Annotated in this window: 19 protein-coding genes; 11 read left to right on the forward strand and 8 right to left on the reverse strand. The window is 35.1% G+C overall.

The genetic code is table 11. The features are described 5' to 3' along the window. The first annotated feature begins 195 nt into the window (after positions 1-195). Entirely contained in the window at positions 196-1,140 is a 945-nt protein-coding gene (locus FHR29_RS21675; RefSeq protein WP_132843025.1) for a LiaI-LiaF-like domain-containing protein, read from the forward strand. Between the two features lie 46 nt (positions 1,141-1,186). Then, a complete protein-coding gene (gene ispG, locus FHR29_RS21680; RefSeq protein ID WP_183917192.1) occupies positions 1,187-3,199 on the forward strand; it encodes a (E)-4-hydroxy-3-methylbut-2-enyl-diphosphate synthase in 2,013 nt (670 codons plus the stop codon). A gap of 57 nt (positions 3,200-3,256) precedes the next feature. On the opposite strand, the gene FHR29_RS21685 is transcribed toward ispG, so the two are convergent. Next, complete coding sequence (locus FHR29_RS21685) at positions 3,257-3,730, reverse strand: T9SS type A sorting domain-containing protein (protein ID WP_052764493.1); 474 nt, start codon at positions 3,728-3,730, stop codon at positions 3,257-3,259. Between the two features lie 257 nt (positions 3,731-3,987). Here FHR29_RS21685 and FHR29_RS21690 point away from each other — a divergent pair, with 257 nt between their 5' ends. Further along, a complete protein-coding gene (locus tag FHR29_RS21690; protein WP_132771007.1) occupies positions 3,988-5,934 on the forward strand; it encodes a KUP/HAK/KT family potassium transporter in 1,947 nt (648 codons plus the stop codon). Positions 5,935-6,073: 139 nt separating this feature from the next. Continuing rightward, positions 6,074-6,985, forward strand: a complete 912-nt coding sequence (gene rlmF, locus FHR29_RS21695; RefSeq protein WP_168127091.1) for a 23S rRNA (adenine(1618)-N(6))-methyltransferase RlmF — start codon at positions 6,074-6,076, stop codon at positions 6,983-6,985. Positions 6,986-7,047: 62 nt separating this feature from the next. Here rlmF and FHR29_RS21700 read toward each other — a convergent pair whose 3' ends face one another. Next, entirely contained in the window at positions 7,048-8,742 is a 1,695-nt protein-coding gene (locus FHR29_RS21700) for an amino acid permease (protein WP_183917195.1), read from the reverse strand. An 80-nt stretch (positions 8,743-8,822) separates the two neighbouring features. Beyond that, positions 8,823-9,506: a hypothetical protein gene (locus FHR29_RS21705; RefSeq protein ID WP_183917197.1), complete on the reverse strand. Its 684-nt coding sequence runs from the start codon at positions 9,504-9,506 to the stop codon at positions 8,823-8,825. Between the two features lie 112 nt (positions 9,507-9,618). Here FHR29_RS21705 and tyrS point away from each other — a divergent pair, with 112 nt between their 5' ends. After that, a complete protein-coding gene (gene tyrS, locus FHR29_RS21710; RefSeq protein WP_132771011.1) occupies positions 9,619-10,902 on the forward strand; it encodes a tyrosine--tRNA ligase in 1,284 nt (427 codons plus the stop codon). Positions 10,903-11,018: 116 nt separating this feature from the next. Next, positions 11,019-11,996 (forward strand): energy transducer TonB, encoded by a 978-nt coding sequence (locus FHR29_RS21715; RefSeq protein WP_183917199.1) that lies wholly within the window; start codon positions 11,019-11,021, stop codon positions 11,994-11,996. A 68-nt stretch (positions 11,997-12,064) separates the two neighbouring features. Here FHR29_RS21715 and FHR29_RS21720 read toward each other — a convergent pair whose 3' ends face one another. Beyond that, positions 12,065-12,763, reverse strand: coding sequence for a DUF4397 domain-containing protein (locus FHR29_RS21720; RefSeq protein WP_165902431.1), 699 nt, complete (start codon positions 12,761-12,763; stop codon positions 12,065-12,067). Positions 12,764-12,917: 154 nt separating this feature from the next. On the opposite strand from FHR29_RS21720, the gene FHR29_RS21725 reads away from it, so the two are divergent. Next, entirely contained in the window at positions 12,918-15,605 is a 2,688-nt protein-coding gene (locus FHR29_RS21725) for a DNA translocase FtsK (RefSeq protein ID WP_183917202.1), read from the forward strand. Between the two features lie 3 nt (positions 15,606-15,608). Beyond that, on the forward strand, positions 15,609-16,265 hold the full coding sequence (locus tag FHR29_RS21730) for an outer membrane lipoprotein carrier protein LolA (RefSeq protein ID WP_183917204.1): 657 nt from the start codon (positions 15,609-15,611) through the stop codon (positions 16,263-16,265). Positions 16,266-16,318: 53 nt separating this feature from the next. On the opposite strand, the gene FHR29_RS21735 is transcribed toward FHR29_RS21730, so the two are convergent. After that, the gene (locus FHR29_RS21735; protein WP_031289146.1) at positions 16,319-17,131 is read right to left on the reverse strand and encodes a lytic transglycosylase domain-containing protein; all 813 of its coding nucleotides are present in this window, start codon (positions 17,129-17,131) and stop codon (positions 16,319-16,321) included. A 246-nt stretch (positions 17,132-17,377) separates the two neighbouring features. Here FHR29_RS21735 and FHR29_RS21740 point away from each other — a divergent pair, with 246 nt between their 5' ends. Beyond that, positions 17,378-19,006, forward strand: a complete 1,629-nt coding sequence (locus tag FHR29_RS21740) for a pseudouridine synthase (RefSeq protein ID WP_168127085.1) — start codon at positions 17,378-17,380, stop codon at positions 19,004-19,006. A gap of 104 nt (positions 19,007-19,110) precedes the next feature. Further along, a complete protein-coding gene (locus FHR29_RS21745; protein ID WP_021191669.1) occupies positions 19,111-19,581 on the forward strand; it encodes a nucleoside triphosphate pyrophosphohydrolase family protein in 471 nt (156 codons plus the stop codon). Between the two features lie 33 nt (positions 19,582-19,614). Here FHR29_RS21745 and FHR29_RS21750 read toward each other — a convergent pair whose 3' ends face one another. Further along, positions 19,615-20,562 (reverse strand): TIGR01212 family radical SAM protein, encoded by a 948-nt coding sequence (locus tag FHR29_RS21750; RefSeq protein ID WP_183917206.1) that lies wholly within the window; start codon positions 20,560-20,562, stop codon positions 19,615-19,617. A 114-nt stretch (positions 20,563-20,676) separates the two neighbouring features. Here FHR29_RS21750 and FHR29_RS21755 point away from each other — a divergent pair, with 114 nt between their 5' ends. Continuing rightward, the gene (locus tag FHR29_RS21755) at positions 20,677-21,702 is read left to right on the forward strand and encodes a LacI family DNA-binding transcriptional regulator (RefSeq protein ID WP_132771020.1); all 1,026 of its coding nucleotides are present in this window, start codon (positions 20,677-20,679) and stop codon (positions 21,700-21,702) included. Positions 21,703-21,763: 61 nt separating this feature from the next. Here the strand turns inward: FHR29_RS21755 and FHR29_RS21760 are convergent, their stop codons facing one another. Together FHR29_RS21760 and FHR29_RS21765 are read right to left on the reverse strand one after the other, a co-directional pair. Further along, the gene (locus FHR29_RS21760; protein ID WP_132771021.1) at positions 21,764-21,967 is read right to left on the reverse strand and encodes a hypothetical protein; all 204 of its coding nucleotides are present in this window, start codon (positions 21,965-21,967) and stop codon (positions 21,764-21,766) included. Positions 21,968-22,277: 310 nt separating this feature from the next. After that, positions 22,278-23,819, reverse strand: a complete 1,542-nt coding sequence (locus FHR29_RS21765) for a sulfatase (RefSeq protein WP_183917208.1) — start codon at positions 23,817-23,819, stop codon at positions 22,278-22,280. Positions 23,820-23,889 lie beyond the last annotated feature (70 nt).

A 23,889-nucleotide genomic window follows, 5' to 3' on the forward strand; every position in this document is an offset into this window, starting at 1 on the left:
AGATTCATAAAAATACCATAACCTCAAAACAAGCAAAAATAGATCGTCCCCAAGAAATACAATCTCTCAATTACCGATGAAATCATATATTTTACCGAGATTAGTACATGAATAACCTAATTCATAAAATCAAAAATTTATTTTAGATTACATTTGTATTGTAGTTTTAAAAACAAACGAACAAATAATTTTATTATGGACGCAAAAAGAATCACCACAGGCATTATATTTTTATTCATCGGAGTAATCTTACTCTTAAGTAAAATGGATATTATTGAGTTTAATTGGTTCGAAGTTTTTCGCTATTGGCCATTATTAATCATTTTGGTAGGCGTAAATATTCTTGTTCCTAAGAAAGACATTGGATATATGATATCTATCGGAACCACATGCGTCATTTTAGCAATATTCACATTTATAGGCATCACAACACCTAACCAAAGTTTCTTATCCCGAATCATGGAAAATAGAGATCTGGATATTGATTCCGAAAATGAAGAAGATTTCATCGGAACCTCAAACGCTGTCTCTGCCAAAAAAAATATAAATACCAGCCACGCGACTGCCAATATTGACTTAGGAGCTACCAAGTTGGTATTAAAAGATACAACCGTAGCAAATCTCTTTGAAGCAGCCAATACATCTGACAAATATTTTCTATCATTAAATACTGATGTTAAGAATGACGGGGCTGCAACGCTTAATTTAAGTGGAAAAACAAAAAAAGGAATAGATTCAAAAGGAAATTCCACCATTATCAAGCTAAACAAAAATATCATCTGGGATTTAAACTTTGACGTAGGTGCTGCAGATATGCAAGGTGACTTATCAAATTTTAAAATTAAAAATCTTACAGTTGATGCTGGCGCGAGTAATCTAGATCTTAAACTCGGAAATCCACAAATGATTTCTAATATTAATATTGACGCCGGTGCTTCTTCCATAAAAATAGCATTACCAAGAGAAGTCGCATGCCAGATTATTACAGAAATGGCACTGTCAACTGTAGATGCTGATGACAGTTTTATAAAAGGTGGAGACAAAGGAATACTGACAAGTCCTAATTTTGAAAATGCCAAAAATAAATTCAAAATTTCAATTGATGGTGGTATAACCTCAGTAACAGTTAGCCGCTACTAAAAAGACCCTAGAGAAGTGCAGTAGAATGCATAACTTTGCATTAGATATGGACACAAGTAAACTTTTGACATTACCTGGTATTTATTGCAACTCGCAAACCACCTATTCAAGGTGGAAGACAAGAGAAGTACAAATTGGAGATGTACCCATGGGTGGAGACAATCCGATACGTATTCAAAGTATGACAACAATCGACACCATGGATACCATGGGTTCTGTGGAACAAACCATCAGAATGGTCGATGCTGGTTGCGAATATGTACGAATAACAGCTCCTTCTATAAAAGAGGCTAATAATCTGGCTAATATTAAGCAAGAATTACGCGCTCGAGGATATCATGTTCCTCTAGTAGCAGACATTCACTTTACCCCCAATGCGGCAGAAGTTGCAGCAAGAATCGTTGAAAAAGTACGTGTAAATCCGGGTAACTATGCCGATAAGAAGAAGTTCGACCAACTGAGCTATACAGACAGTGAGTATCAAGCTGAATTAGACCGTATTTATAAAAAATTCAAACCCTTAGTCAATATTTGTAAAGAATATGGCACTGCTATGCGCATAGGAACCAATCATGGTTCCCTTTCGGACAGAATCATGAGTCACTATGGTGATACTCCAGAAGGAATGGTTGAATCGGCTATGGAATTCATCAGAATTTGTGAAGACTTAAATTATTACAATTTATGTATCTCCATGAAATCAAGCAATCCGCAAGTGATGGTTCGTGCCTATAGACTGCTGGTTGAGAAGATGATTAATGAGAACATGAACTATCCATTACATCTAGGTGTAACGGAAGCTGGTGATGGAGAAGATGGACGCGTCAAATCAGCTGTTGGAATAGGAACTTTATTAGAAGATGGTTTAGGTGATACAGTACGTGTTTCGCTGACTGAAGAGCCAGAAAAAGAAGCTCCAGTTGCTATTGCTTTAGTTAATCGATATACAAAAAGACAGCACGATTTCAATACGTCTGTGATTCCTCCAATCTTAAAATTAACAGACAATAACAGCCCTACTCCCTATATCTCAAAAGAAGTCAATACTTTTATTGGAGGATCATTGGTCCCACGTGTGGTAGTTGACATATCCAGACAAAATCTAAAAGATGCCGGTTTCTTGTCGCAAGCAGGCTACCGCTACGATATGCTGTTAGACAAATATCACATGGGAGAGCAGTCGGTTGATTTTGTTTATCTAGGCGATCAATTGCCATCTTTTAACATGCCGGCAAATTTAAAACAACTGTATAATTACAACACGTGGAAAAGTATTCAAAATAAAGCCAATATACACCCTTTATTTACGCTGGAAGAATTCAATCAAGCTAATGAGAAGGATGCTTCTTTAAATATAGTAAAAATTAAAAACGAAGATTTAGTAACAAGTTTATTTGAAACGCTACCACTTGATAAAACTATTGTGTTTCTTTTAGAGACAACAGCAGTTCATGGCATGGCAGAACAAAGACAATTCTTCAAAAATCTTCAAGAAATTGGCTTAGATAACCCGGTTATCATTAAAAGAACCTACGAAGCCGTGGCATTTTCTGGACCAATAGGTGATTTCATGAATCCGGAAGAACCAATTTCGAAACTTCAGTTATACGCGGCGACCGATTTAGGAGCACTTTTAATTGATGGCTTTGGATCCGGAGTTTGGATTGATTCGCCAGCAACACCTTTGGACAAAATAGTATCCTTATCATTTGGAATTCTACAAGCAACAAGATCTAGAATTTCTAAAACAGAATATATATCATGCCCAAGCTGTGGACGTACATTATTCGATCTGCAAGAGACCACGCAGATGATTAGAAATAGAACAAATCATTTAAAAGGATTAAAAATAGGTATTATGGGCTGTATTGTTAACGGTCCAGGTGAAATGGCTGATGCCGATTATGGCTATGTAGGAGCCGGGCCTGATAAGATTACACTTTATCGCGGACAAGAAGTTGTTAAGAAAAATGTAAGTTCAGCACATGCTTTAGACGAGCTCATCAACATCATTAAATCGGATGGCTTGTGGATAGAAGAAAGTGAAATTCCTAATTAACGAAAAAGGCTTAAATGATATCATTTAAGCCTTTTATATTTTTTATCGTTCTAATTTCTATTTACGCACAGAAAATCTCTTTACAACAGTTTCTGAGCCAGAAACAACACGGATAAAGTAAAATCCTGAATTAAGTTTACCAGTTGGATCAAAAGAAAGATTTTGATTACCAGCATCTAAACTTCCATTCATTAACTGAACGACTTCATTTCCAAGTGCGTCCATCACTTTAATTGCAACTGAACTTTGTTTCCCTAATTTAAATGATAAACTTATTTGTTCTGAAATCGGGTTATAAAAAACTTTAACATTATTAATCAGCTTATCTACTTCCTTCGTATTATCAGAATTAGCGGTTAATCCCATAGAATAAGCCAGATGATCAGCCTTATCCAAATAAGATAGTCCATCGTTATTGGCCGTTTCAGTAGAATTCGAAGTATGCAATACAGATGCATAGCCTAAACTTCCTGTCAGCGTAATCACACAGAGCAGGCCTAAATAAGCTATTTTTTTAATAATAATTTTCATTTGTATATAGGACTTCTTAGATCGGTTATAGTTTAAATCAAATATAATATTTCCCAATCAATTTATCAACAACAAAAGTAGGTTATTTGTTTAGATATTATTAACTTATATTGAATAAAAATTTGCCATTTAACAATTTTTAACAAGATTTGCCGTTGTCAAACTAATTGCTAAAATTTGGCACGAGTTTTTCTATTGCAACGAACCTTCATATTCGTGTTAAAATGAAGGTTTTTTTACTTAAATCAAATAAAAAAATGACGACTAGTCATCAAAGTACCGCACAAAAAGTAAGTCTTGCTGGTCTACTAATTAGTTTAGGGATCATATTTGGAGATATTGGTACCTCTCCACTTTACGTTTTCAAAGCCATTATGAACAAAGGTGTCATTGACAAAGACCTTGTTCTGGGTGGATTATCATGTGTCTTCTGGACAGTTACCTTACAAACAACTGTTAAGTATGTCCTGATTACCCTTCAGGCAGACAACAAAGGTGAAGGAGGAATTCTCTCTCTTTTTTCATTGGTACGTAAAAGAGCACCTTGGTTGATTTTTCCAGCAATGATCGGTGCAGCTACTCTCCTTGCAGATGGCATGATTACACCTGCCATCACCATCTCTTCGGCGATTGAAGGATTAGACATTAAGTATCCGGGTCTACCAACAATTCCAATTGTGGTAACAATTATTACCTTATTATTTGCTATCCAACGCTTTGGAACATCGGTAGTTGGTAAAATCTTTGGTCCACTGATGTTCGTTTGGTTTTCTACCATCGGAGTATTAGGTATTAGTAATATTCATCTTGAATATGAAGTATTAAAGGCGCTTAATCCTTATTATGCTATTAAACTACTCATAGCATATCCGAATGCCCTTTTCATCATTGGTGCTGTATTCCTATGTACAACAGGAGCAGAAGCTCTCTATTCTGATATGGGACATTGTGGTAAAGGAAACATCCGCATCAGCTGGATTTTCGTAAAACTAACACTCGTATTGAACTACTTTGGTCAAGGTGCTTGGTTATTGACACAAGAAGGCAAAGTACTAGGAGAAAATAATCCTTTTTATGCCATCATGCCACATTGGTTTCTTGGTTACGGTATTGCGATTGCAACCATGGCTGCAGTAATCGCCAGTCAAGCCATGATCTCAGGGTCATATACCCTTATTTCGGAAGCTGTACGCTTAAATATATGGCCGAAGGTTGCTATTCGCTATCCAAGTGATCATAAAGGCCAATTATATGTTCCTTCCATCAATCTAATTTTGTGGGCTGGATGTATGCTGATCATTAAAATTTTTGGAGAATCTAGTAATATGGAAGCCGCCTATGGTTTGGCCATCAACTTGACATTCTTAACGACAACAATTTTGATGACTTTCTTTCTTGCAGCTAAAAAAGTCAATAAATATTTCATTGCATTATTTACAGGCTTCTATTTAATATTAGAATTGATGTTTCTAGTCGGAAATGGTGTAAAAATTGCGCATGGAGGATGGCTTACATTATTATTAGCATCGCTTCTATTTCTCATTATGTACGCTTGGTGGAGTGCCAGACGTATTAAAAACAGATTTGTTAACTTCATCAATATCGATAAGTACTATCCGATCATTTCAGAATTGAGCGAAGACAAGTCTGTACCTCCATACGCTTCACATTTAGTGTATCTAACAAGTGCAAACTTCAAATCAGAAATTGAATCCAAAATAATTTATTCGATATTAAATAAAAAACCAAAACGTGCCGACGTGTACTGGTTGGTTCACGTTGATGTTATGGATCATCCCCACACACGTGAGTATACAATCGATCAATTAATTCCTGGAAAACTAATTCGTATAGATTTCAAACTAGGCTTTAGGGAGGAGCAACGTATCAGTTTGCTATTCCGCAAAGTAGTGGAAGATATGGTGCAAAAAGGTGAAATTGATATTACCAGCCAGTACGATACTTTAAAGAAACACAAAATCCCAGGAGATTTTAAATTTGTTGTATTAGAAAAAGTACTCTCAAAAGGAAATCAATTAAGTTGGTCCGAACGTATTATCATGGAGATATATGGTTATCTTAAAAAATTAAGTCTATCCGAAGAAAAAGGATTTGGTTTAGATGCTAGTTTTGTAACTATAGAACGCGTACCACTAAGTTTACCGCAAACAACAACCATAGATTTAAAGCGGAAAAACAACTGATAGTATCCTGTTTATACCATAAGCCTCCAAGAAGTTAAACACAGCTTGGAGGTTTTTTTATTGAGCATTTACCACCAGCTATTTTTTATTTCAGCGATCTCTTAAAATAAAAGCTTATTTTTGCATCAAATACAACATTATGGCAGGAACAGCAACAACTCCCACAAAAAAACTTCACCCTAGAAATAAACATCTTGATGCATACGATTTTGCGAAATTAATCAAAGTCGTTCCTGAACTCAAACCATTCATTTTTGTTAACGATTACCGAACAAAAACAATAGATTTTACAAATCCAGAAGCAGTAAGACATTTAAATAAAGCATTGCTTCAGCAATACTATAACATTCAATATTGGGATATTCCGAAAGAGAACCTTTGCCCTCCTATTCCAGGGCGGGCAGACTACATTCATTACGTTGCTGACATATTAGCGAAAGGCAACAATAATGAAATTCCAAAAGGAAAACAAGTTAAAATCCTTGATATCGGAGTTGGCGCAAATTGTATCTACCCAATTGTCGGTCATCACGAATACGGTTGGTCATTTGTAGGTTCAGAAATTGTAAAGAAAGCGTACAAAAATGCCATTGAAATCGTTCGGTTAAATCCAGAACTTAAAAACAATGTGCAGATTAGATTACAGAATAACCCCAAAGCTATCTTCAAGGATATCATTCTCGAAAATGAAAAATATGATATGGTGATCTGTAACCCACCATTCTTTTCCTCTCAATTAGAAGCATTGGCACAAGCAGACCGCAAAATAAAAAGTTTAAAGCCCGCTGAGCAAGAAAATATCGTTCAAAGTTTTGCAGGTCAAGGAAGCGAACTGTGGTGCGATGGTGGCGAAAAAGCTTTTATCGGACGAATGATTTTTGAAAGCCAATTTTATAAAGATCAAGTAAAATGGTTTTCGACATTGGTAGCTCACCGCGAAGATATCAGAGGTTTACAACACAAGCTTAAAAAGCTGAATGTAACCGAAATGGAAGTCATCCGAATGGAACAGGGAAATAAAGTTGGTAGAATCCTTCTCTGGAGATTCTAGCAGATATAAAAAAAGCTCTAAACAATGTTTAGAGCTTTTTTTATATCTAGTCATGATGCACGTTAAGAAATACTTTCTTTATTCAATTTAGAGTGCTTATATCCATAAAGGAAATAAATAACTAATCCACCAATAAGCCAAATAATAAAGATAATCCAGTTACTCGCTCCCAATTCTGTCATTAAATAAAGATTAATCAAAATACCAGTTACCGGCAATAAAGAGAAATTCATTTTAAAACTATAAATGCTAAGTCCTAACCAGGTTAACCAAAAAATTATGATCAACACCTTATGTTCGATTATCTCCATAAAAGTCAGGTTCTTCCATTCTAATAGGATTGCCTGTCCATAAATCCACATCAAAACAATAGCACCCAGTAAGCCTAGACCAACTAAATATTTACCATTTACATAAGGAACTCTAAATTTTGACTTTTCAGATAATCCAGAATAATCCATATAAAGAACACCCGCACATACCATAATAAAGGCAAAGAAAGTACCTACACTTGTTAAATCGACAAAAAAATCCATCTTAAAAAACAATGATGGAACTCCCACAACGATACCTGTTACTATAGTTGCATAAGAAGGGGTTCGATATTTAGGATGTATACGTGCAAAGCGTTTAGACATCAGCCCATCCCGGCTCATCGTCATCCAGATCCTCGGTTGCGCCAATTGGTACACCAATAATGCACTTGTAATGGCAATTACGGAAGTAACCGATATAACACCAGCCATATAATCAAACCCAACATACTTAAACACAAAAGCTAAAGGATCTTTTACATTCAACTCCGTGTAATTAACCATACCCGTTAATACGAGGGTTATAGCGACATATAAGACCGTACAGATTACTAAACACCAGATCATCGCCTTAGGTAAATCACGTTGCGGATTCTTACATTCCTCTGCGGTCGTTGAAATCGAATCAAAACCAATAAAAGCAAAAAACACAGCCGCAACACTTCCCATAACACCGTGCATTCCGTTTGGAGCAAAAGGTGTCCAGTTTTCCGGTTTCACATAAAAGATACCCCCAAAAATTACAGCCAATATAATCCCGACTTTGATCATAACCATGATCGCACTAGCACGTTGTGATTCTTTAATCCCAATATAGACTAAAGCAGTTACTAGTACAGTAATAATACCTGCAGGGAGATCAAAGATGATTGGTACTCCTCCGATTCGCGGAGCGCTTAAATAAGCTTCTAATCCATGCTTATCTGCTGCCGTCAACGCATTTGCACCGTGCTCAGCAAGCTTTTGTGATGCGTCCAATGCATAGCCAGGAGCCATCGATAACCAAGCGGGTATATGTATCCCAAACCCTTCCAGCATCGAAGCAAAATACTGAGACCAGGAAATTGCAATTACGGTGTTAGAAACAGCATATTCCAAAACTAAAGCCCACCCGATAATCCAAGCAAATAATTCCCCAAAGGCAACATATGCATAAGTATAAGCACTTCCCGAAACTGGAACTGTACTGGCAAACTGAGCATAAGACAAAGCCGTAAAAACACAGGCAAAAGCTGTAAAAATAAACAGAAGTGAAACCGCAGGTCCCCCCTCATAGCTTGCTAGGCCGATTGTGCTGAAAATTCCTGCACCGACAATAGCCGCAATACCTAGTGAAACCAAATCTCTTACTCCGAGTACCTTTGCAAGTCCTGAACCCTCACCATGTTGCGAGTCGTAGATAATCTGATCAACACTTTTCTTACGAAAAAGTCTTTTAAACATGTAGTTTATGTTAATATGTTAAGTAATTTGCTACGAAAATAAAAAAAAATAATACGGATAATAGTAATGCATGACAAATACTATTCAAAATCTATCATTTCATAATGAATATATTGATAGATGTCATGAAAATCCTTCATATTTTCTTTTACATAAAGGCTCAATTTACTGCTTAACGACAAAACTTGATCTTCATGAACATCAAAAGACCATAAACGTTTGCAAATCTGAAATAACGCACGGGTAACCTGTATCAGATCCGTATATTCATAAATGTATTGAGAGGCAATAAATCTATCAAAAAAAGCATCAAACTTCGCGACATCCTTTAGTTCACTAGTAACTAGAAAAGATCGTAAAGAGTTACGGTCTACCCGCTCAAGAGCGGTATAAAACTTAGCAATAGAAATAGCTTTATGTTGAATTAAAAGATGATCTAATAACAGTTCCAGTGCGATATGCGCAAAAAAAGAAGGCCTAATCGGAAGTCCGATCAATTCATTCTTGACAGATTCTTTGATCTCATGTGTATGGTGGAAAAAGTAATCCGAATTGTGGAACAGACGGTCAACTTCAATATGCCCATTCCACCCTTTAAGCAATTCCGATTGTAACGGTTTGGCTCCTATCTGATCTTCAAAATTATTGGGTTTGAGGATAAAGGCCTTATCGGCATTTTTCAATAGATCAGGTAATAAGCTACCAACAACTCTTTCAGGAGTCGTCGCAAAACGTTCAAAATAAAAGTGTGATAAAAAATTCATAACAGCATTTTTATACCTACCGTAGTCATTTAACGAGAAATATTCACTCAATATACAGCTTAATCTCTTATATTTGTGGCTTATATTAAAAATTTTTAACCCATTTTACACAATGAGCTTTGTAGAAGAATTACGCTGGAGAGGCATGCTTCAAGACATTATGCCCGGAACTGAGGACTTACTAAATAAAGAAAAGGTATCTGGTTATATTGGTTTTGATCCAACAGGAGACTCTTTACACGTAGGTCACTTGACACAAATCATGACGTTGATACACTTCCAAAATGCAGGACACAAGCCTGTTGCTTTGGTTGGTGGTGCGACAGGAATGATTGGAGACCCTTCATTCAAATCTGCAGAACGTAACTTATTGGACGAACACACATTAAATCACAATGTGAACTGTTTGAAAACTCAGTTAGGTAAATTCCTTGCATTTGGAGAAGGTGAAAATGATGCCAAAATGGTTAACAATTACGATTGGTTTAAAGATTTCAAATTTTTAGATTTTATTCGTGATGTTGGTAAATTAATTACTGTTAACTATATGATGTCTAAAGATTCTGTAAAAAAACGTTTGGAAGGTGAAAACGGCCTTTCGTTTACAGAATTCTCGTACCAATTGATTCAAGGATATGACTTCTATTATCTATGGAAACATCACAACTGTAAAGTACAAATGGGAGGTTCCGATCAGTGGGGAAATATCGTAACGGGTACAGAATTTATCCGTCGCCAAGATCAAGGGACTGCTTTTGCTATCACAACACAGTTAATTAAAAAAGCTGATGGCCAAAAATTTGGTAAAACTGAATCCGGAGCGGTATGGTTAGATCCTAAGAAAACATCACCATACAAATATTACCAGTTCTGGTTAAATACTTCGGACGATGATGCTAAAAATTGGATTAAGATCTTTACTTTAAAATCTAAAGAAGAACTTGATAACATCATTGCCGAGCACGATGCAGCTCCACATACAAGAGCAGTACAAAAAGCCTTAGCAAAAGACATTACTATCCGTACACACTCGGAAGAAGCATATGAAACAGCAATCAAAACTTCTGATTTCTTATTCGGCAATGGTACGCTTGAATTCTTAAATGGATTAGATCATGAAGCTATTTTAGATGTATTCGAAGGTATTCCGCAATTCAATGTTTCACCAGAAACTTTGAGCAGTGGTATTAACATATTAGATCTACTAGCAGTCAACACACAGGTATTCCCTTCTAAAGGTGAAGCGCGTAAAATGCTACAAGGTGGTGGTGTGTCAATCAACCGCGAAAAAGCGACAGATATTGAACAAGTAATCAATGCTTCTCACTTGATTAATGATAAATATATCATTGCACAAAGAGGAAAGAAAAACTACTATTTAATTATAGCGGAATAAACTTTTTTAATTACATAAAATAAAAATGACCGACTTGATCGGTCATTTTTATTTTATGAACTTTTACTATCTTTACACTTTAAAAAAATTACATATCCAAACAGACATTAAGTTAGATGAGAAAAATCGCATTAATAAGCCTGCTGTATCTTATAACGTGTACTTTTAGTTATGCACAAGTAAACATTCAAACACTTTATACAAAAAATAACGAAGTAACAAAAGAGTTAGATAAAGCATATTATGTACGTCTTGTCAGCATTCCAGATCAAAATACAAAAGATACCTTAGTTGAAGAATTTTATCTTTCTAATAATGCACTCAAATTGCAAGGAAAAGTAACCAATATCTCCGGAACAAAATTTAAAGGTAAGAAATACGAAATGTTTGAAAATGGGAATCTCAAATCAGAGCAGATGTATTCAAATTATTCAGAACAGATCGATACGGCATTCTACTATCATCAAAATGGTAAAATAAAATGTATTCTATATTATCCCTTTGCGATCGATAAAAAAGGTAAATATAAAATTGAAGAACCGCTTTATTTAGCCTACGCAGATTCAACAGGAAAGATCCTGCTAAAAGAGGGCAATGGTTTCGCTGTATCAGATAACTCCTATAGCTACGAAGAAGGTTACTATGTCAATCACAAAAAACAAGGTGATTGGAAGGGGCACTTTAATGGAAAGCGATATACCTTTACAGAAACTTTCACAGAAGGTAAACTGATTTCAGGCATCACAACAGATTCAATAGGAAATAGAACACCTTATGATTCAATTACGGGCTGGAAAGAACCCACCTATCCAGGAGGTATTAACACATTGATGCAGTATATTGGGCGAAATTATGATTACCCTATGCAAGCATTACATGCTGGTGTAAATGGTATCGTAGAGATCGAATTCGTTATCGATAAAAGTGGAGAACCCCGTGATTTCAAACTTAAAAGAGATCTCGGTTATGGAACCGGAGAAGCAGGACTGAGAGTCGCTAAAAAGATGAAAAAATGGGAACCAGGACGACAAAGAGGTATACCTGTCAATGTTAAATACGTACTTCCAATTCGATTAAATACAGTACAGAGATAAAAAAGCCTGTTCTTTTCAGAACAGGCTTAGTTATTATAATCAACCACAATTATAACCAGATCTTCTACTTATTTATGCTTAACAATTTGGAAGCTATATTTTTTATTGGCATCGCTACTTGACTTCAAACCTGCGGCATAAATGGTATAAACTTCCTTATCTTCAGGTTTAAAATCTCCTAACAATTCAGTCATACCAACACCATTTATTTTCAGTTTATATACATCAGCAATTTTAATATTCTTAAAAGGGGCCAATTCTTTATAAGCTTTATCTTTAACAGCTAAACTATCAACATCATTTAATGTAAGCGTCAACTTAGATGCTTCAGGACTCAAATTCATAAATCTAAATTTTGCATATCCTGTTTTCAAAGTTCCAAAATCATCTTCAGTAGCTAATACATCAACTTTATCTTTACCGATCACATAGAGGCTGTAAAATTTACCTGGAGTAAAATCTACTTTTTTACTCACTAGGGCTGTATCTCCAGGAGTTGATTTCGGATCAAATACCCGCACGAGTCTACTACCAGGATATGCATTTTTATAACTCAAAACGCGATTAAAGGAGAAAACACCCTCCCAGTTATTATTCAATTTATTCTGGTCGAGACCAATATCTAATCCTTCAGATCCAGGTACAGCATTCACAGCAGACACAGCCGAGATTTCCACATAAGCGTAATCATCATCCAGCTTATTACATGAATTTAATGTCAGCATAAAAACCATTATACTGATTCCAAAAAATAATGCTTTTTTCATTTTCATTTTTTATTTACAACAAAATTCAACGATCGTCTCATTAAAAAACGTATGTTAGAAACAAAATGCTACAAGAAAAAATAAAAGGTTTAGTAAGCCAATTAAATTTCCTCCTAAATACTTAAGTTTGTATGAAGGATAACTGTGAAAATTCATGTCAAATAAAGGAAATACATTTAGACCATCTAGCGCTAATACATCATTTAAAAGGAGTCAAAAAAAAGAAGCTCCCAATAATAAGAAAGTAGAAAATAAAGAAGAAGCTCCCGCTAGAGACTTATCAGAACTGCAACAAAAATTAATTAAAATTTTAGGGGCTTTCCTGATACTATGTGCGATATTATTGGGGATAGCTTTTGTTTCATATTTATTCACGTGGTCTGAAGATCAAAGCTATATTGCAACCAATAATGGTGGTTGGGGCGTAGTGATGAATACAGCGGAAGAAATTGATAATCCCGATGTAGAACTACCTGTAGTACAAAATAGATTGGGAAAATATGGTGCATTATTTGCAAACCAATTTATTTACAATTGGTTTGGCATTGCGTCCTTCCTCTTTGTACTGGTTTTCTTTGTAATCGGGTATAAATTATTGTACAAAAAATCAATATTACCAGTTTACCGTACCATTATATACTCTTTTATCGCGATCGTATTTATATCTGTTACATTAGGTTTCTTGCATAGCTTCATTACAAAAGTGCCTCACATCTTAGAAGGTAAGTTTGGTTTCTGGACTAATAAATTATTAGAAGCTCAAATTGGAACAGTTGGTGTTGCCGGAATCTTAATCTTTGCCTATTTGACGACATTGATACTGGTATACAACCTAGATCTAAAATTTAGTATTTTCGACTCGCGTAAAAAACAAGATGAGGAAGATGAAAATTTTGATACGGAAGAAGAAGAAACAAACTACACAAACTCCATCCGTACAGCAGAACCATCAGTATCTGAACCATTAATTAATAGAAGGGAAACCTATACACCTGCACCTAGTCTGAATGACAAATTTCAATCGAGTAGAAATGCTGATATTCAATTAAATGAAGAATTCACTTCTCCTCATAAAGAAATCATTTTACCTGTTTCGGAAATTAAACCAGAGAACAAAGTGCTCATCCCATTCGAAATCGAAGAACCAACTCCAACGGATGAGGATACGAATATAATGAATGAAAATACCGTTTCATTTACGGTAGACGAACCTCTTCAAATAGATCCTATTGTAGAAGAAAAACCGGTACAAAGTCATGAATTAGAAGTAGAATCACCTAAAGAAGAAAAGACGATTACGGCTAATGATCTAGTTGCACAATTCGGTCAGTATGATCCTAAATTAGATTTATCAGGATATCAACATCCAACCTTAGATCTATTAAAAGATTATGGAACTGGAAAAATCACGATCAACCAGCAAGAGCTGGAGGCCAACAAAAATAGAATTGTTGATACCTTACGTAATTATAATATTGAGATTGAACATATCAAGGCTACAATCGGTCCTACGGTAACATTATATGAAATCATTCCTAAACCTGGAGTACGTATTTCAAAAATCAAAAATCTAGAAGACGATATTGCACTGAGTTTAGCGGCTTTAGGTATCCGTATTATTGCTCCGATGCCGGGAAAAGGAACTATTGGTATCGAGGTCCCTAATAGCAATCCTGAAATGGTTTCCATGAAATCAATTATTGCAACAGAAAAATTCCAAAAGACGGATATGGACTTGCCAATCGCCTTAGGGAAGACAATTTCGAATGAAGTTTATATTGCCGATTTAGCGAAAATGCCCCACTTACTGGTAGCCGGTGCTACAGGACAAGGTAAATCCGTAGGTATCAATGCGATCTTAACATCGCTACTGTACAAGAAACATCCTGCAGAATTAAAGTTTGTATTGGTCGATCCAAAAAAAGTAGAGCTTTCTTTATTCAAAAAAATAGAGCGACACTTTCTCGCGAAATTACCAGGAGAAGAAGATGCTATTATCACAGATACAAAGAAGGTTATCAACACATTAAACTCACTTTGTATTGAAATGGATCAACGTTATGACTTGCTAAAAAATGGACAAGTACGTAATTTGAAAGAATATAATGCAAAATTTGTCAATCGCAGATTAAACCCTGAGGAGGGTCATCGATTCTTACCCTTTATAGTTCTTATTGTAGATGAGTTTGCCGATCTGATGATGACAGCTGGTAAAGAAGTTGAAACACCGATTGCACGTTTAGCACAATTGGCACGTGCGGTAGGTATTCACTTGGTAATTGCCACCCAACGTCCTTCAGTCAATATCATTACAGGTACGATTAAAGCCAATTTCCCGGCACGTTTGGCATTCCGTGTATTATCTAAAGTAGATTCACGTACTATTTTAGATTCAGGAGGTGCAGATCAATTAATTGGTCGTGGAGATATGCTTTTATCAACAGGTAGTGACTTGATTCGTATTCAATGTGCATTTGTAGATACTCCAGAAGTCGAAATGATTTCTGACTTTATCGGAGGTCAACGTGGATATCCATCCGCATTTATGCTACCTGAATATGTTGATGAAAGTGGCGATGGTTCAGGTTCTACAGATTTTGATTTCTCAGACAGAGATCAATTATTTGAAGAAGCAGCACGCCTAATTGTTATGCATCAACAGGGGTCAACCTCACTCATCCAGCGTAAATTAAAGCTGGGGTACAATAGAGCTGGGAGAATAATTGATCAGTTAGAGTCCGCAGGAATCGTTGGTCCTTTTGAAGGAAGCAAGGCCCGTGAAGTACTCTATCCCGATGAATATTCTTTAGAACAGTTTTTAGAAACATTAAGGAAGGATTAAAAGATGAAAAAAACAATGGGCATCATGCTAGGTTTTATAACCTTAGCAGTCGCAACTCCAGCACTGGCACAACAAGATGCTGCTGCAAAAAAAATATTGACTGAAGTAAGTAAAAAGTATGATAGTTACCAAACGGTACAAGCGAACTTTTCATTTTCAGCAATTCAGGGTTCAAATAAATCGGCCTACACCGACGCAGGGACACTCTATTTAGATAAGAAAAACAATAGATATCATATTACGATGAATAGTCAGGAAATGATATCAGATGCAAAGAGCTTATATACTATTTTGAAAGAAGAAAAAGAAGTTCAGATTGCAGCAATAGAGAATAGCACAGATGCAATAGATCCTAGTAATATTTTTAGCTTTTATAAAACCGGATTTAAATATAACTTGGTTGCAAATGAAAAAGCTGGAAACACACTTTTAAATGTCGTTCATTTAACACCAACTGATAGCAAAAAGAACTATTCTAAGATAAAACTCCGCATCAATAGAGCAACAAAACTGATATATGATGCGACTATCTATGATAAAAACGGTGGTCAATACAGTTACACGATTAAGAGTCAGGTTTCTAATAAGAATCTGGACAACAGTTTATTTAGCTTTAACAAAAGCAAATACAGCGGTTATGAAATTGTAGACCTCAGATAGGTAGAACAGACTCTAGAAAAAAAGGCTTGAATTATATAATTCAAGCCTTTTTCTTATAACATATTCTCATTTGGATCTTTCTGATCCGTTCGGTTCGCATATCGCGTATAACCATGTTTTTCAGGATTCTCGATAATCTCTTTCATCGAAATCAACTTATAGACATAAGAACCAGTTTCATTATTCAACTTTAAATTGTAATAACTATCCTCTTTCTGGCGTCTAATAGAACCCTTTAAGCTTCCTCCACCTACATTATAAGCAGCAGCTACAAGAGTCCAGTTTCCAAACTGCTTATAAAGTGATTTAATGTACTTAGCAGCGGCATGAGTAGACTTCGTCAAATCTCGTCTCTCATCAACATTTCCATTCACTTTCAATCCATAAAGTCTAGCAGTTGCAGGCATAAACTGCCAGTAGCCACCAGCCCCTTTAGAAGAAACGACTCCTCGATCCAATCCACTTTCTACCAATGGAACGTACTTAAAGTCTTCAGGAATACCGTAGGATGCTAAAATCTTCTCAATCTGCGGCAGATAGGCCTCTGCTTTTTTATGTAGACTGTAAGAGCCTCTCTTTTTGAAAGAGAAGTTTTTAAAATATCGCAACAACTTGCTTTCAACATGTGGCCGATTTATCGGCAACGTATCATTGGCAAATGTCAACGAACTCAAATAATGATCATTATTATTATCATTATTTTCATTTTTCTCCTTTTCATCTTCCCCATTAGAAAGATTACTTGGCGCTTTCACAGTAATGATCTTATCATCACCTGCAGCAATTGTGTTTGGGTTTGAGTACAATTTTGACAACACTAACGCCGACAAAATCAGACTACAACATAATACTTTTTTTCTAAACATTCACTCCCTTAATGCTACCCTATCCACGATAAAATCGATCAAAAAATAGCTTGGTACAAATTCAAGGCTACAAAGATAAAGACTATTTACTTAAAAAACAAACACTTAACCTTTTCAAGGTTTAAACATGTTTCAAGCTTGATTTTTTTGTAACTTTTCATCCCTCAAAAAAAAAAATAAATTTATTTCTAGAAAAAAAGAAAATTATGGGTAACTTTGCCGTTCACATTATTTTATAGTAATAAGATGCCATTCAGCAATAAAAGGAACAGTCGTGATGACAAGTCCAAAAACTCAAGAAGTACCTCAGAAAACTTCAAACCAAGAGGCGATCGTTCAAAGGATGATAGATCCTCTAATTTCAAAGAAAACAAAAGACCGAGAAGTTCATCATTCGGCAATAAAGATAACACAGACAGACCATATAATAACGACAAAAAATCTTTTGGAGGTGATAGACCTTTCAAAAAATTTGATGGCGAAAACTCCGATAGAAAAAGAAGCTTTGACAAACCCTTCAATAAAGAAGGTAAATCTTTTGGCGGTGACAGACCTTTCAGAAAAGAGGGTGATAGCTCCGACAGAAAAAGAAGCTTTGACAAACCTTTTAACAAAGAAGGTAGATCTTTTGGTGGTGATAGACCTTTCAGAAAAGAGGGTGATAGCTCCGACAGAAAAAGAAGCTTTGACAAACCTTTCAACAAAGAAGGCAGATCTTTTGGTGGTGATAGACCTTTCAGAAAAGAAGGCGAAAGTTCCGACAGAAAAAGAAGCTTTGATAAACCTTTCAACAAAGAAGGCAGATCTTTTGGTGGTGATAGACCGTTCAGAAAAGAAGGTGAAAGTTCCGACAGAAAAAGAACTTTTGACAAACCTTTCAACAAAGAAGGTAGATCTTTTGGCGGTGAGAGACCTTTCAGAAAAGAAGGTGATAGCTCCGACAGAAAAAGAACTTTTGACAAACCTTTTAACAAAGAAGGCAAATCTTTTCAAAAATCTGATGGTGATCAAACTGACTTCAAACGTCCAGCTAGAGACAAATCAGATAGACAATATAAATCTTCTTATAAAAAATTCAATAATGACGAAGATCGTAAAGAGGGTTCTACTGAAAGAAGATCAACAGAAAGACCTCAACGTTCAAAATCTTCTCAAAATGACGGCCTAATTCGTTTAAATCGTTATATCGCTAATTCTGGAGTATGTTCTAGAAGAAAAGCCGATGAATTAATCGCAGCTGGCGTTGTTAGTGTTAATGGTGAAGCCGTTACTGAATTAGGTGCTAAAGTAGATCCAGCTAAAGACGACGTTAAATATAATGGTGAGCGTTTGAAACGTGAAAAAATGGTTTATGTCCTATTAAATAAACCTAAAGATTACATTACTACTACCGAAGATCCTCAGGAGCGTCACACAGTAATGGAATTAGTTTCAAAAGCTACTAAAGAACGTATCTATCCAGTAGGTCGTTTAGATAGAAATACAACTGGTTTATTATTAATGACAAACGATGGTAATTTAGCTGAAAAACTTTCGCACCCTCGTAATAACATCAGTAAAATCTACAACGTAGAATTGAATAAAAGCTTAACACAAGGTGATTTTAATAAAATTGTTTTCGGTCTTGAACTGGAAGATGGTTTTGTAAAACCTGATGATTTAAGCTACGTAACTGGCGGAAGTAAAAGAGAAGTTGGTGTTCAGATCCATAGTGGTAAAAATCGCATCGTAAGACGTATTTTTGAATCGTTAGGATATGAAGTAGTAAAACTAGACCGTGTTGTATATGCTAACTTGACTAAAAAGGATTTACCAAGAGGTCGTTGGAGATACATTGAAGAGCGCGAGCTAGTTCAATTGAAACATTTAATTTAATATTTACTCCTTTATATAGAAAGCAGCTTCACAGCTGCTTTTTTTATTTGACTCAATTTTTAAATTAGATTATATTGCATAATTTAGCAAAAATAAAATATAACATGACTGATCCAAAAACATTAACATCCGTAGCCGAATTTCATAAAGTTTTCCAGCATCCGATATTAGAAAAACCAACAATCCCAAGTGAAAAACGCAGTGCATTACGTGTATCTCTTATTGCTGAAGAATTAAAAGAGTTGGAAGAAGCTATCCAAAATAATGATCTTGTAGAAGTAGCAGATGCATTATGTGATATACAGTATGTGTTAGCAGGTGCTGTACTTGAATTTGGTTTAAAAGACAAATTTAATGAGCTATTCGAAGAAGTGCAACGTTCCAACATGAGTAAAGCCTGTCAATCCATTGAAGAGGCTGAAGCAACAATAGCACATTACAAAACTTCAAAAGATGTCGATAGTTACTATAAAGAAGTAGATGGTCTATTCTTAGTATTCAGAACAGAAGATAACAAAACATTAAAATCGATCAATTACTCTCCGGCCGATTTAAAATCAATCATAGAAAAATAAAAAAAAGGTTGCTATAATGATAGCAACCTTTTTTTATCCTATATATTTCGAGCCTTGTATGGCCCCTTTACGTTCCAAAGCCTTATCTATGTACGTTTGAATAGCTGATTTCTTCATTCCCCAATTTGGAGCAATCAGTAAATCTTGATCTGCCAACCCAAATAAACGTTGAATAACAATATCCGGTCGCAATAGCGGAATAAATTCTGCTAGAAAGTCACAATATTCATCAATGGAGAAAACATGAAAAGGTTCACGCTTGTACTGAACGCCCATGATCGATCCCTCAACAATATGCAGATGATGCAACTTCACAAATTTAATCTGCGGGTGCTTATTTATTTCATCAGCATATCTTAACATCATTTCATGCGATTCCCAAGGAAAACCAAAAATAGTATGTACACAAATTTCCAATGGACTATTTTCAACTAATTTTAGTGCTTTTTCCAATTCATCATGAGAACAGCCACGGTTAATTCTATTCAAAGTTTCATCATAAATTGATTCCATCCCCATTTCCAGATCAACATCATAACGATCACAATAACTTTCTAACAAAGCTACCTTTTCAAAATCAATACAATCTGGTCTTGTTCCAACAGAAAGACCAATAGTATCTTCAGGACAAACAGCTAAAGCTTCGTCATACATAGCCTTTAAAAAATGTGCAGGAGCATAAGTATTTGTATTGGGTTGAAAATAGATAATGAATTTATCAGCCCGGTACCCTTCTCGCGCTCTTTTAATGCCTTCTTCCACCTGTTCACGAATTGTTGGTAATTTTCGTGCAGATTCAGGTGTAAATGAATCCACATTACAATATGAACAACCGCCATACCCCTTACTTCCATCACGATTAGGGCAAGTAAAATTCCCATCCACAATGACTTTATATACGCGTTGACCATTATATTTCTTTTTCAAGTAAGATCCATAATGATTATATGGCTTTTGTCCTATATCTAATAATGTACTCATAAATACAAAGATAGAAAGATTTCATAGGATTTAATTATTGGAAACACATTATGTCCCTTACAATGATCGAATCTTTACACAATTTAGTATCTTTATAAGTTATATTAGGAAATTATGAAAAGATTAACTCTTAAAGATATCGCAAAAGCGCTAAACTTATCAGCTCCCACCATTTCCAAAGCCTTATCCGATAGTTACGAAATAAATAAAGAAACAAAAGAGAAGATCATTGCTTATGCCCATGAACATAATTACCAGTATAATGCATTAGCTAGAAGTTTAAAAACCGGTAAAACCAATATTATAGGAGTTATTGTTTCGACTATCAGTAATTCATTCTTTTCACAAATTTTGGAAGGAATAGAAGAGTCCTCGCTTTTTCAGAAATACAATATCATTATTATGCAAAGTCGAGAAAGCCCTGCAGTAGAAAAAAAATGTATTGACATCCTATATTCAAAAGGCGTTGATGGTATATTAATTTCACCTGTATCAGATAGTGCTAACTTAAGTTATCTACAACAACTCCATAATGGCAATTGTCCTATTGTTATCTTCGATCGTATCAATAATAATCTACAAACCTTCAAAATAGGAATTGATAATAAAAAAGCAGCACAAAAAGCAACGCAAGAACTTATTGATAGAAACTACAGCAAGATACTGCACATTACAGGAGTTGCTAATGGTGTTACAAATGAAAGACTTCTAGGTTTCCAGGAGGCTTTAAAACAAAATAACATCGCATTTGATGACAAAAAACTACTGAGATGCGATCTATCACAAATTCAAATCGTTGAAGAACAAATCCTAAATAAATTAGAAGAATTAAAAAATGACAATAAAAGTCCTGATGCCATTTTTACTGCTACAGACTTATTGACAAATCGTACAATAGGTTTATTAGCACAACAAAAAATTAAAATTCCATCGGAAATTGCCCTTATTGGATTTTCAAATACGAATTATGCCTTTTCTTTTAATCCACCATTGACCTGCATTTCTCAACCAGCTACAAGAATAGGAAAATTAGCTTTTGAAAAAATGATTCATATTCTAGAATTTCGATTAAAAAAGAGAGAAATTGTCTACGAAACGATAGAACTAGATGCCGCGATTACCATTAGAGAATCTATCTAAACAATCAGAAATGATCATTATATCATAACATAATAAGGGGATATATAATCCCCTTATTATGTTAATGTCCTCCTCTATTTCTTCCATTACCTTTATGGTGCTTGTTATGCCCCTTTTTGTAATGTTTATTATGTCCTTTCTTATGGTGACCGTGATGATGCCCCCGTTGAGGTCTATGACCATGATCATGATAATATCCTACACAAGAACTAACAGATAGCAATAACATTAACCCTCCCAAAAAAATTGCAAATTTTGCCTTCATAAATAACCTATTCTTTTCAGAAAATAGCCAAATACTATACCAAAAGAGTCCATCGATAAAAATTACAGCTGTTTCATCTCATAACATCCTGTTTATAAAGTAGTTTATGCAACAAATAAATCTGACATAATAAATTACAACTAAATAGGAGATCAGATTAAGCTTAATAATTGGATGAACTCATCAACCAGCAAAAGCCATATATGCTGTCATCGTTATAATCTTGGCAAAATAAATCCGATATAGGAATTCTAAAAGTACCATATATATACCTAAAAAGTCAATACAAGTACAAAAAAAGGTAGATGTTTTATTTACTCATTATCTCTGCAGCAAGATCATCCTTGTATTCTTTAATTGATATTGCCAGATCCTTTTTTAATGCAATTAATAGTTCGCTATTTTCAAACTCACTATAAATATTATTCAATTCTTGAGGATCTTTCTCAAGATCGTAAAGTTCCCAAAAATCTTGTTCTCCATAAAAACGAATCAACTTAAACTTTGCAGTTCTGATACCAAAATGTGGCATCACACGATGAGGTTGTGGATATTCATAATAATGATAATAAATTCGATCGCGCCAAGATACTTCATCATTTTTTAAAAGATCAAAAAAAGATTTTCCTTGAATTTCTTTTGAAGCAGGAGCATCTGCCATCGCTAACAATGTGGGAGCCCAATCAATATTCAAAACAGGCTGTTCAATGACTGTACCCGCTTTGATAACCCTAGGATAGCGGATCATAAAAGGAGTTCTCAAAGATTCTTCATATATGAAGCGCTTATCAAACCATCCATGTTCGCCTAAATAAAACCCTTGGTCCGAACCATAAATAACAATCGTATTTTCAGCCAAACCATTGTCATCCAAGAAATTCAAAATCTTTCCGATATTACGATCCAGCGCCTTAGCTGTAGAGAAGTAATCGCGCATGTAACGTTGAAATTTCCACTCTGCGAGCTTCTTACCGGTTAGTTTTCTATCATTGAATTCTTTACTTATCCGATCACCGTAATAAGCACGGTAAGCATTACGTTGGTTGCTATCCAATCGGCTATAAATCCAGTCGGTTTCATAATCAACATTTACTTTCAGATCAAAGCCCAGTTTCATTGTTCCTGAAATACTCATATCCTGATGAGCTGCAGCTTTCCTATTCTCATAAGTATCGTAGAAAGTTGACGGAACTGGAAAAGTAACATCATCATATGCTCCGAGATCTTCTAATGCAGGCAGCCACTCGCGATGTGTGGCTTTCTCACCGATTACAAGAAAAAATGGTTTATCCTTATCTCTTTTTTCTATCCAGTCCTTTGAAAGGTCTGTAATAATATCTGTGACATAACCTTTATGATTAACCGTATCATTCGCCTGTGTAATAAAATCTGGATTAAAATAATGACCTTGATCAGGAAGAATAGTCCAATAACTGAATGCGTCCTGAGGTAATGTTTCCAGATGCCATTTTCCTATCCATGCAGTTTGATATCCAGATTCAGCTAAAGATCTGGAGAAAATAAACTGATTAATATTGAATTTTTTGTCATTTGAAATAAAACCATTCACATGACTATACTTACCCGTTAATAGCGCTGCTCGACTAGGACCACAAATAGAATTGGTTACAAAAAAATTATTAAATAAAGCACCTTCATTAGCGATCCGGTCAATATTAGGAGTTTTTGCTAATTTATTGCCATATACACCGATTGCTTTATTCGTATGATCATCTGACAAGATAAAAATAATATTCGGCTTCTTATGTTTCACATCCTGAGCTGGACTAGCATATGAAAACCATATGGGTATAAATAATGCGAAGAGTTTATAAAAAGTAGGTTGTGACATATTGATCAAAATTATTCTTAAAGATAAGATAATCTTGATAAAAAAGGTATAAACACAAAAAAGCCTCTGC

Source organism: Sphingobacterium sp. JUb56, assembly GCF_014191365.1.
GTDB lineage: Bacteria > Bacteroidota > Bacteroidia > Sphingobacteriales > Sphingobacteriaceae > Sphingobacterium > Sphingobacterium anhuiense.

Bases quoted from the DNA above. Each gene is read 5' to 3' on its own strand.
- FHR29_RS21725 (WP_183917202.1), top strand. From the start codon at position 12,918: ATGTCAAATAAAGGAAATACATTTAGACCATCTAGCGCTAATACATCA.
- FHR29_RS21755 (WP_132771020.1), top strand. From the start codon at position 20,677: ATGAAAAGATTAACTCTTAAAGATATCGCAAAAGCGCTAAACTTATCA.
- FHR29_RS21735 (WP_031289146.1), bottom strand. From the start codon at position 17,131: ATGTTTAGAAAAAAAGTATTATGTTGTAGTCTGATTTTGTCGGCGTTA.
- FHR29_RS21705 (WP_183917197.1), bottom strand. From the start codon at position 9,506: ATGAATTTTTTATCACACTTTTATTTTGAACGTTTTGCGACGACTCCT.
- FHR29_RS21700 (WP_183917195.1), bottom strand. From the start codon at position 8,742: ATGTTTAAAAGACTTTTTCGTAAGAAAAGTGTTGATCAGATTATCTAC.
- FHR29_RS21730 (WP_183917204.1), top strand. From the start codon at position 15,609: ATGAAAAAAACAATGGGCATCATGCTAGGTTTTATAACCTTAGCAGTC.
- FHR29_RS21740 (WP_168127085.1), top strand. From the start codon at position 17,378: ATGCCATTCAGCAATAAAAGGAACAGTCGTGATGACAAGTCCAAAAAC.
- FHR29_RS21690 (WP_132771007.1), top strand. From the start codon at position 3,988: ATGACGACTAGTCATCAAAGTACCGCACAAAAAGTAAGTCTTGCTGGT.
- FHR29_RS21745 (WP_021191669.1), top strand. From the start codon at position 19,111: ATGACTGATCCAAAAACATTAACATCCGTAGCCGAATTTCATAAAGTT.
- FHR29_RS21750 (WP_183917206.1), bottom strand. From the start codon at position 20,562: ATGAGTACATTATTAGATATAGGACAAAAGCCATATAATCATTATGGA.
- FHR29_RS21760 (WP_132771021.1), bottom strand. From the start codon at position 21,967: ATGAAGGCAAAATTTGCAATTTTTTTGGGAGGGTTAATGTTATTGCTA.
- tyrS (WP_132771011.1), top strand. From the start codon at position 9,619: ATGAGCTTTGTAGAAGAATTACGCTGGAGAGGCATGCTTCAAGACATT.
- rlmF (WP_168127091.1), top strand. From the start codon at position 6,074: ATGGCAGGAACAGCAACAACTCCCACAAAAAAACTTCACCCTAGAAAT.
- FHR29_RS21685 (WP_052764493.1), bottom strand. From the start codon at position 3,730: ATGAAAATTATTATTAAAAAAATAGCTTATTTAGGCCTGCTCTGTGTG.
- FHR29_RS21675 (WP_132843025.1), top strand. From the start codon at position 196: ATGGACGCAAAAAGAATCACCACAGGCATTATATTTTTATTCATCGGA.
- FHR29_RS21715 (WP_183917199.1), top strand. From the start codon at position 11,019: ATGAGAAAAATCGCATTAATAAGCCTGCTGTATCTTATAACGTGTACT.
- ispG (WP_183917192.1), top strand. From the start codon at position 1,187: ATGGACACAAGTAAACTTTTGACATTACCTGGTATTTATTGCAACTCG.
- FHR29_RS21720 (WP_165902431.1), bottom strand. From the start codon at position 12,763: ATGAAAAAAGCATTATTTTTTGGAATCAGTATAATGGTTTTTATGCTG.
- FHR29_RS21765 (WP_183917208.1), bottom strand. From the start codon at position 23,819: ATGTCACAACCTACTTTTTATAAACTCTTCGCATTATTTATACCCATA.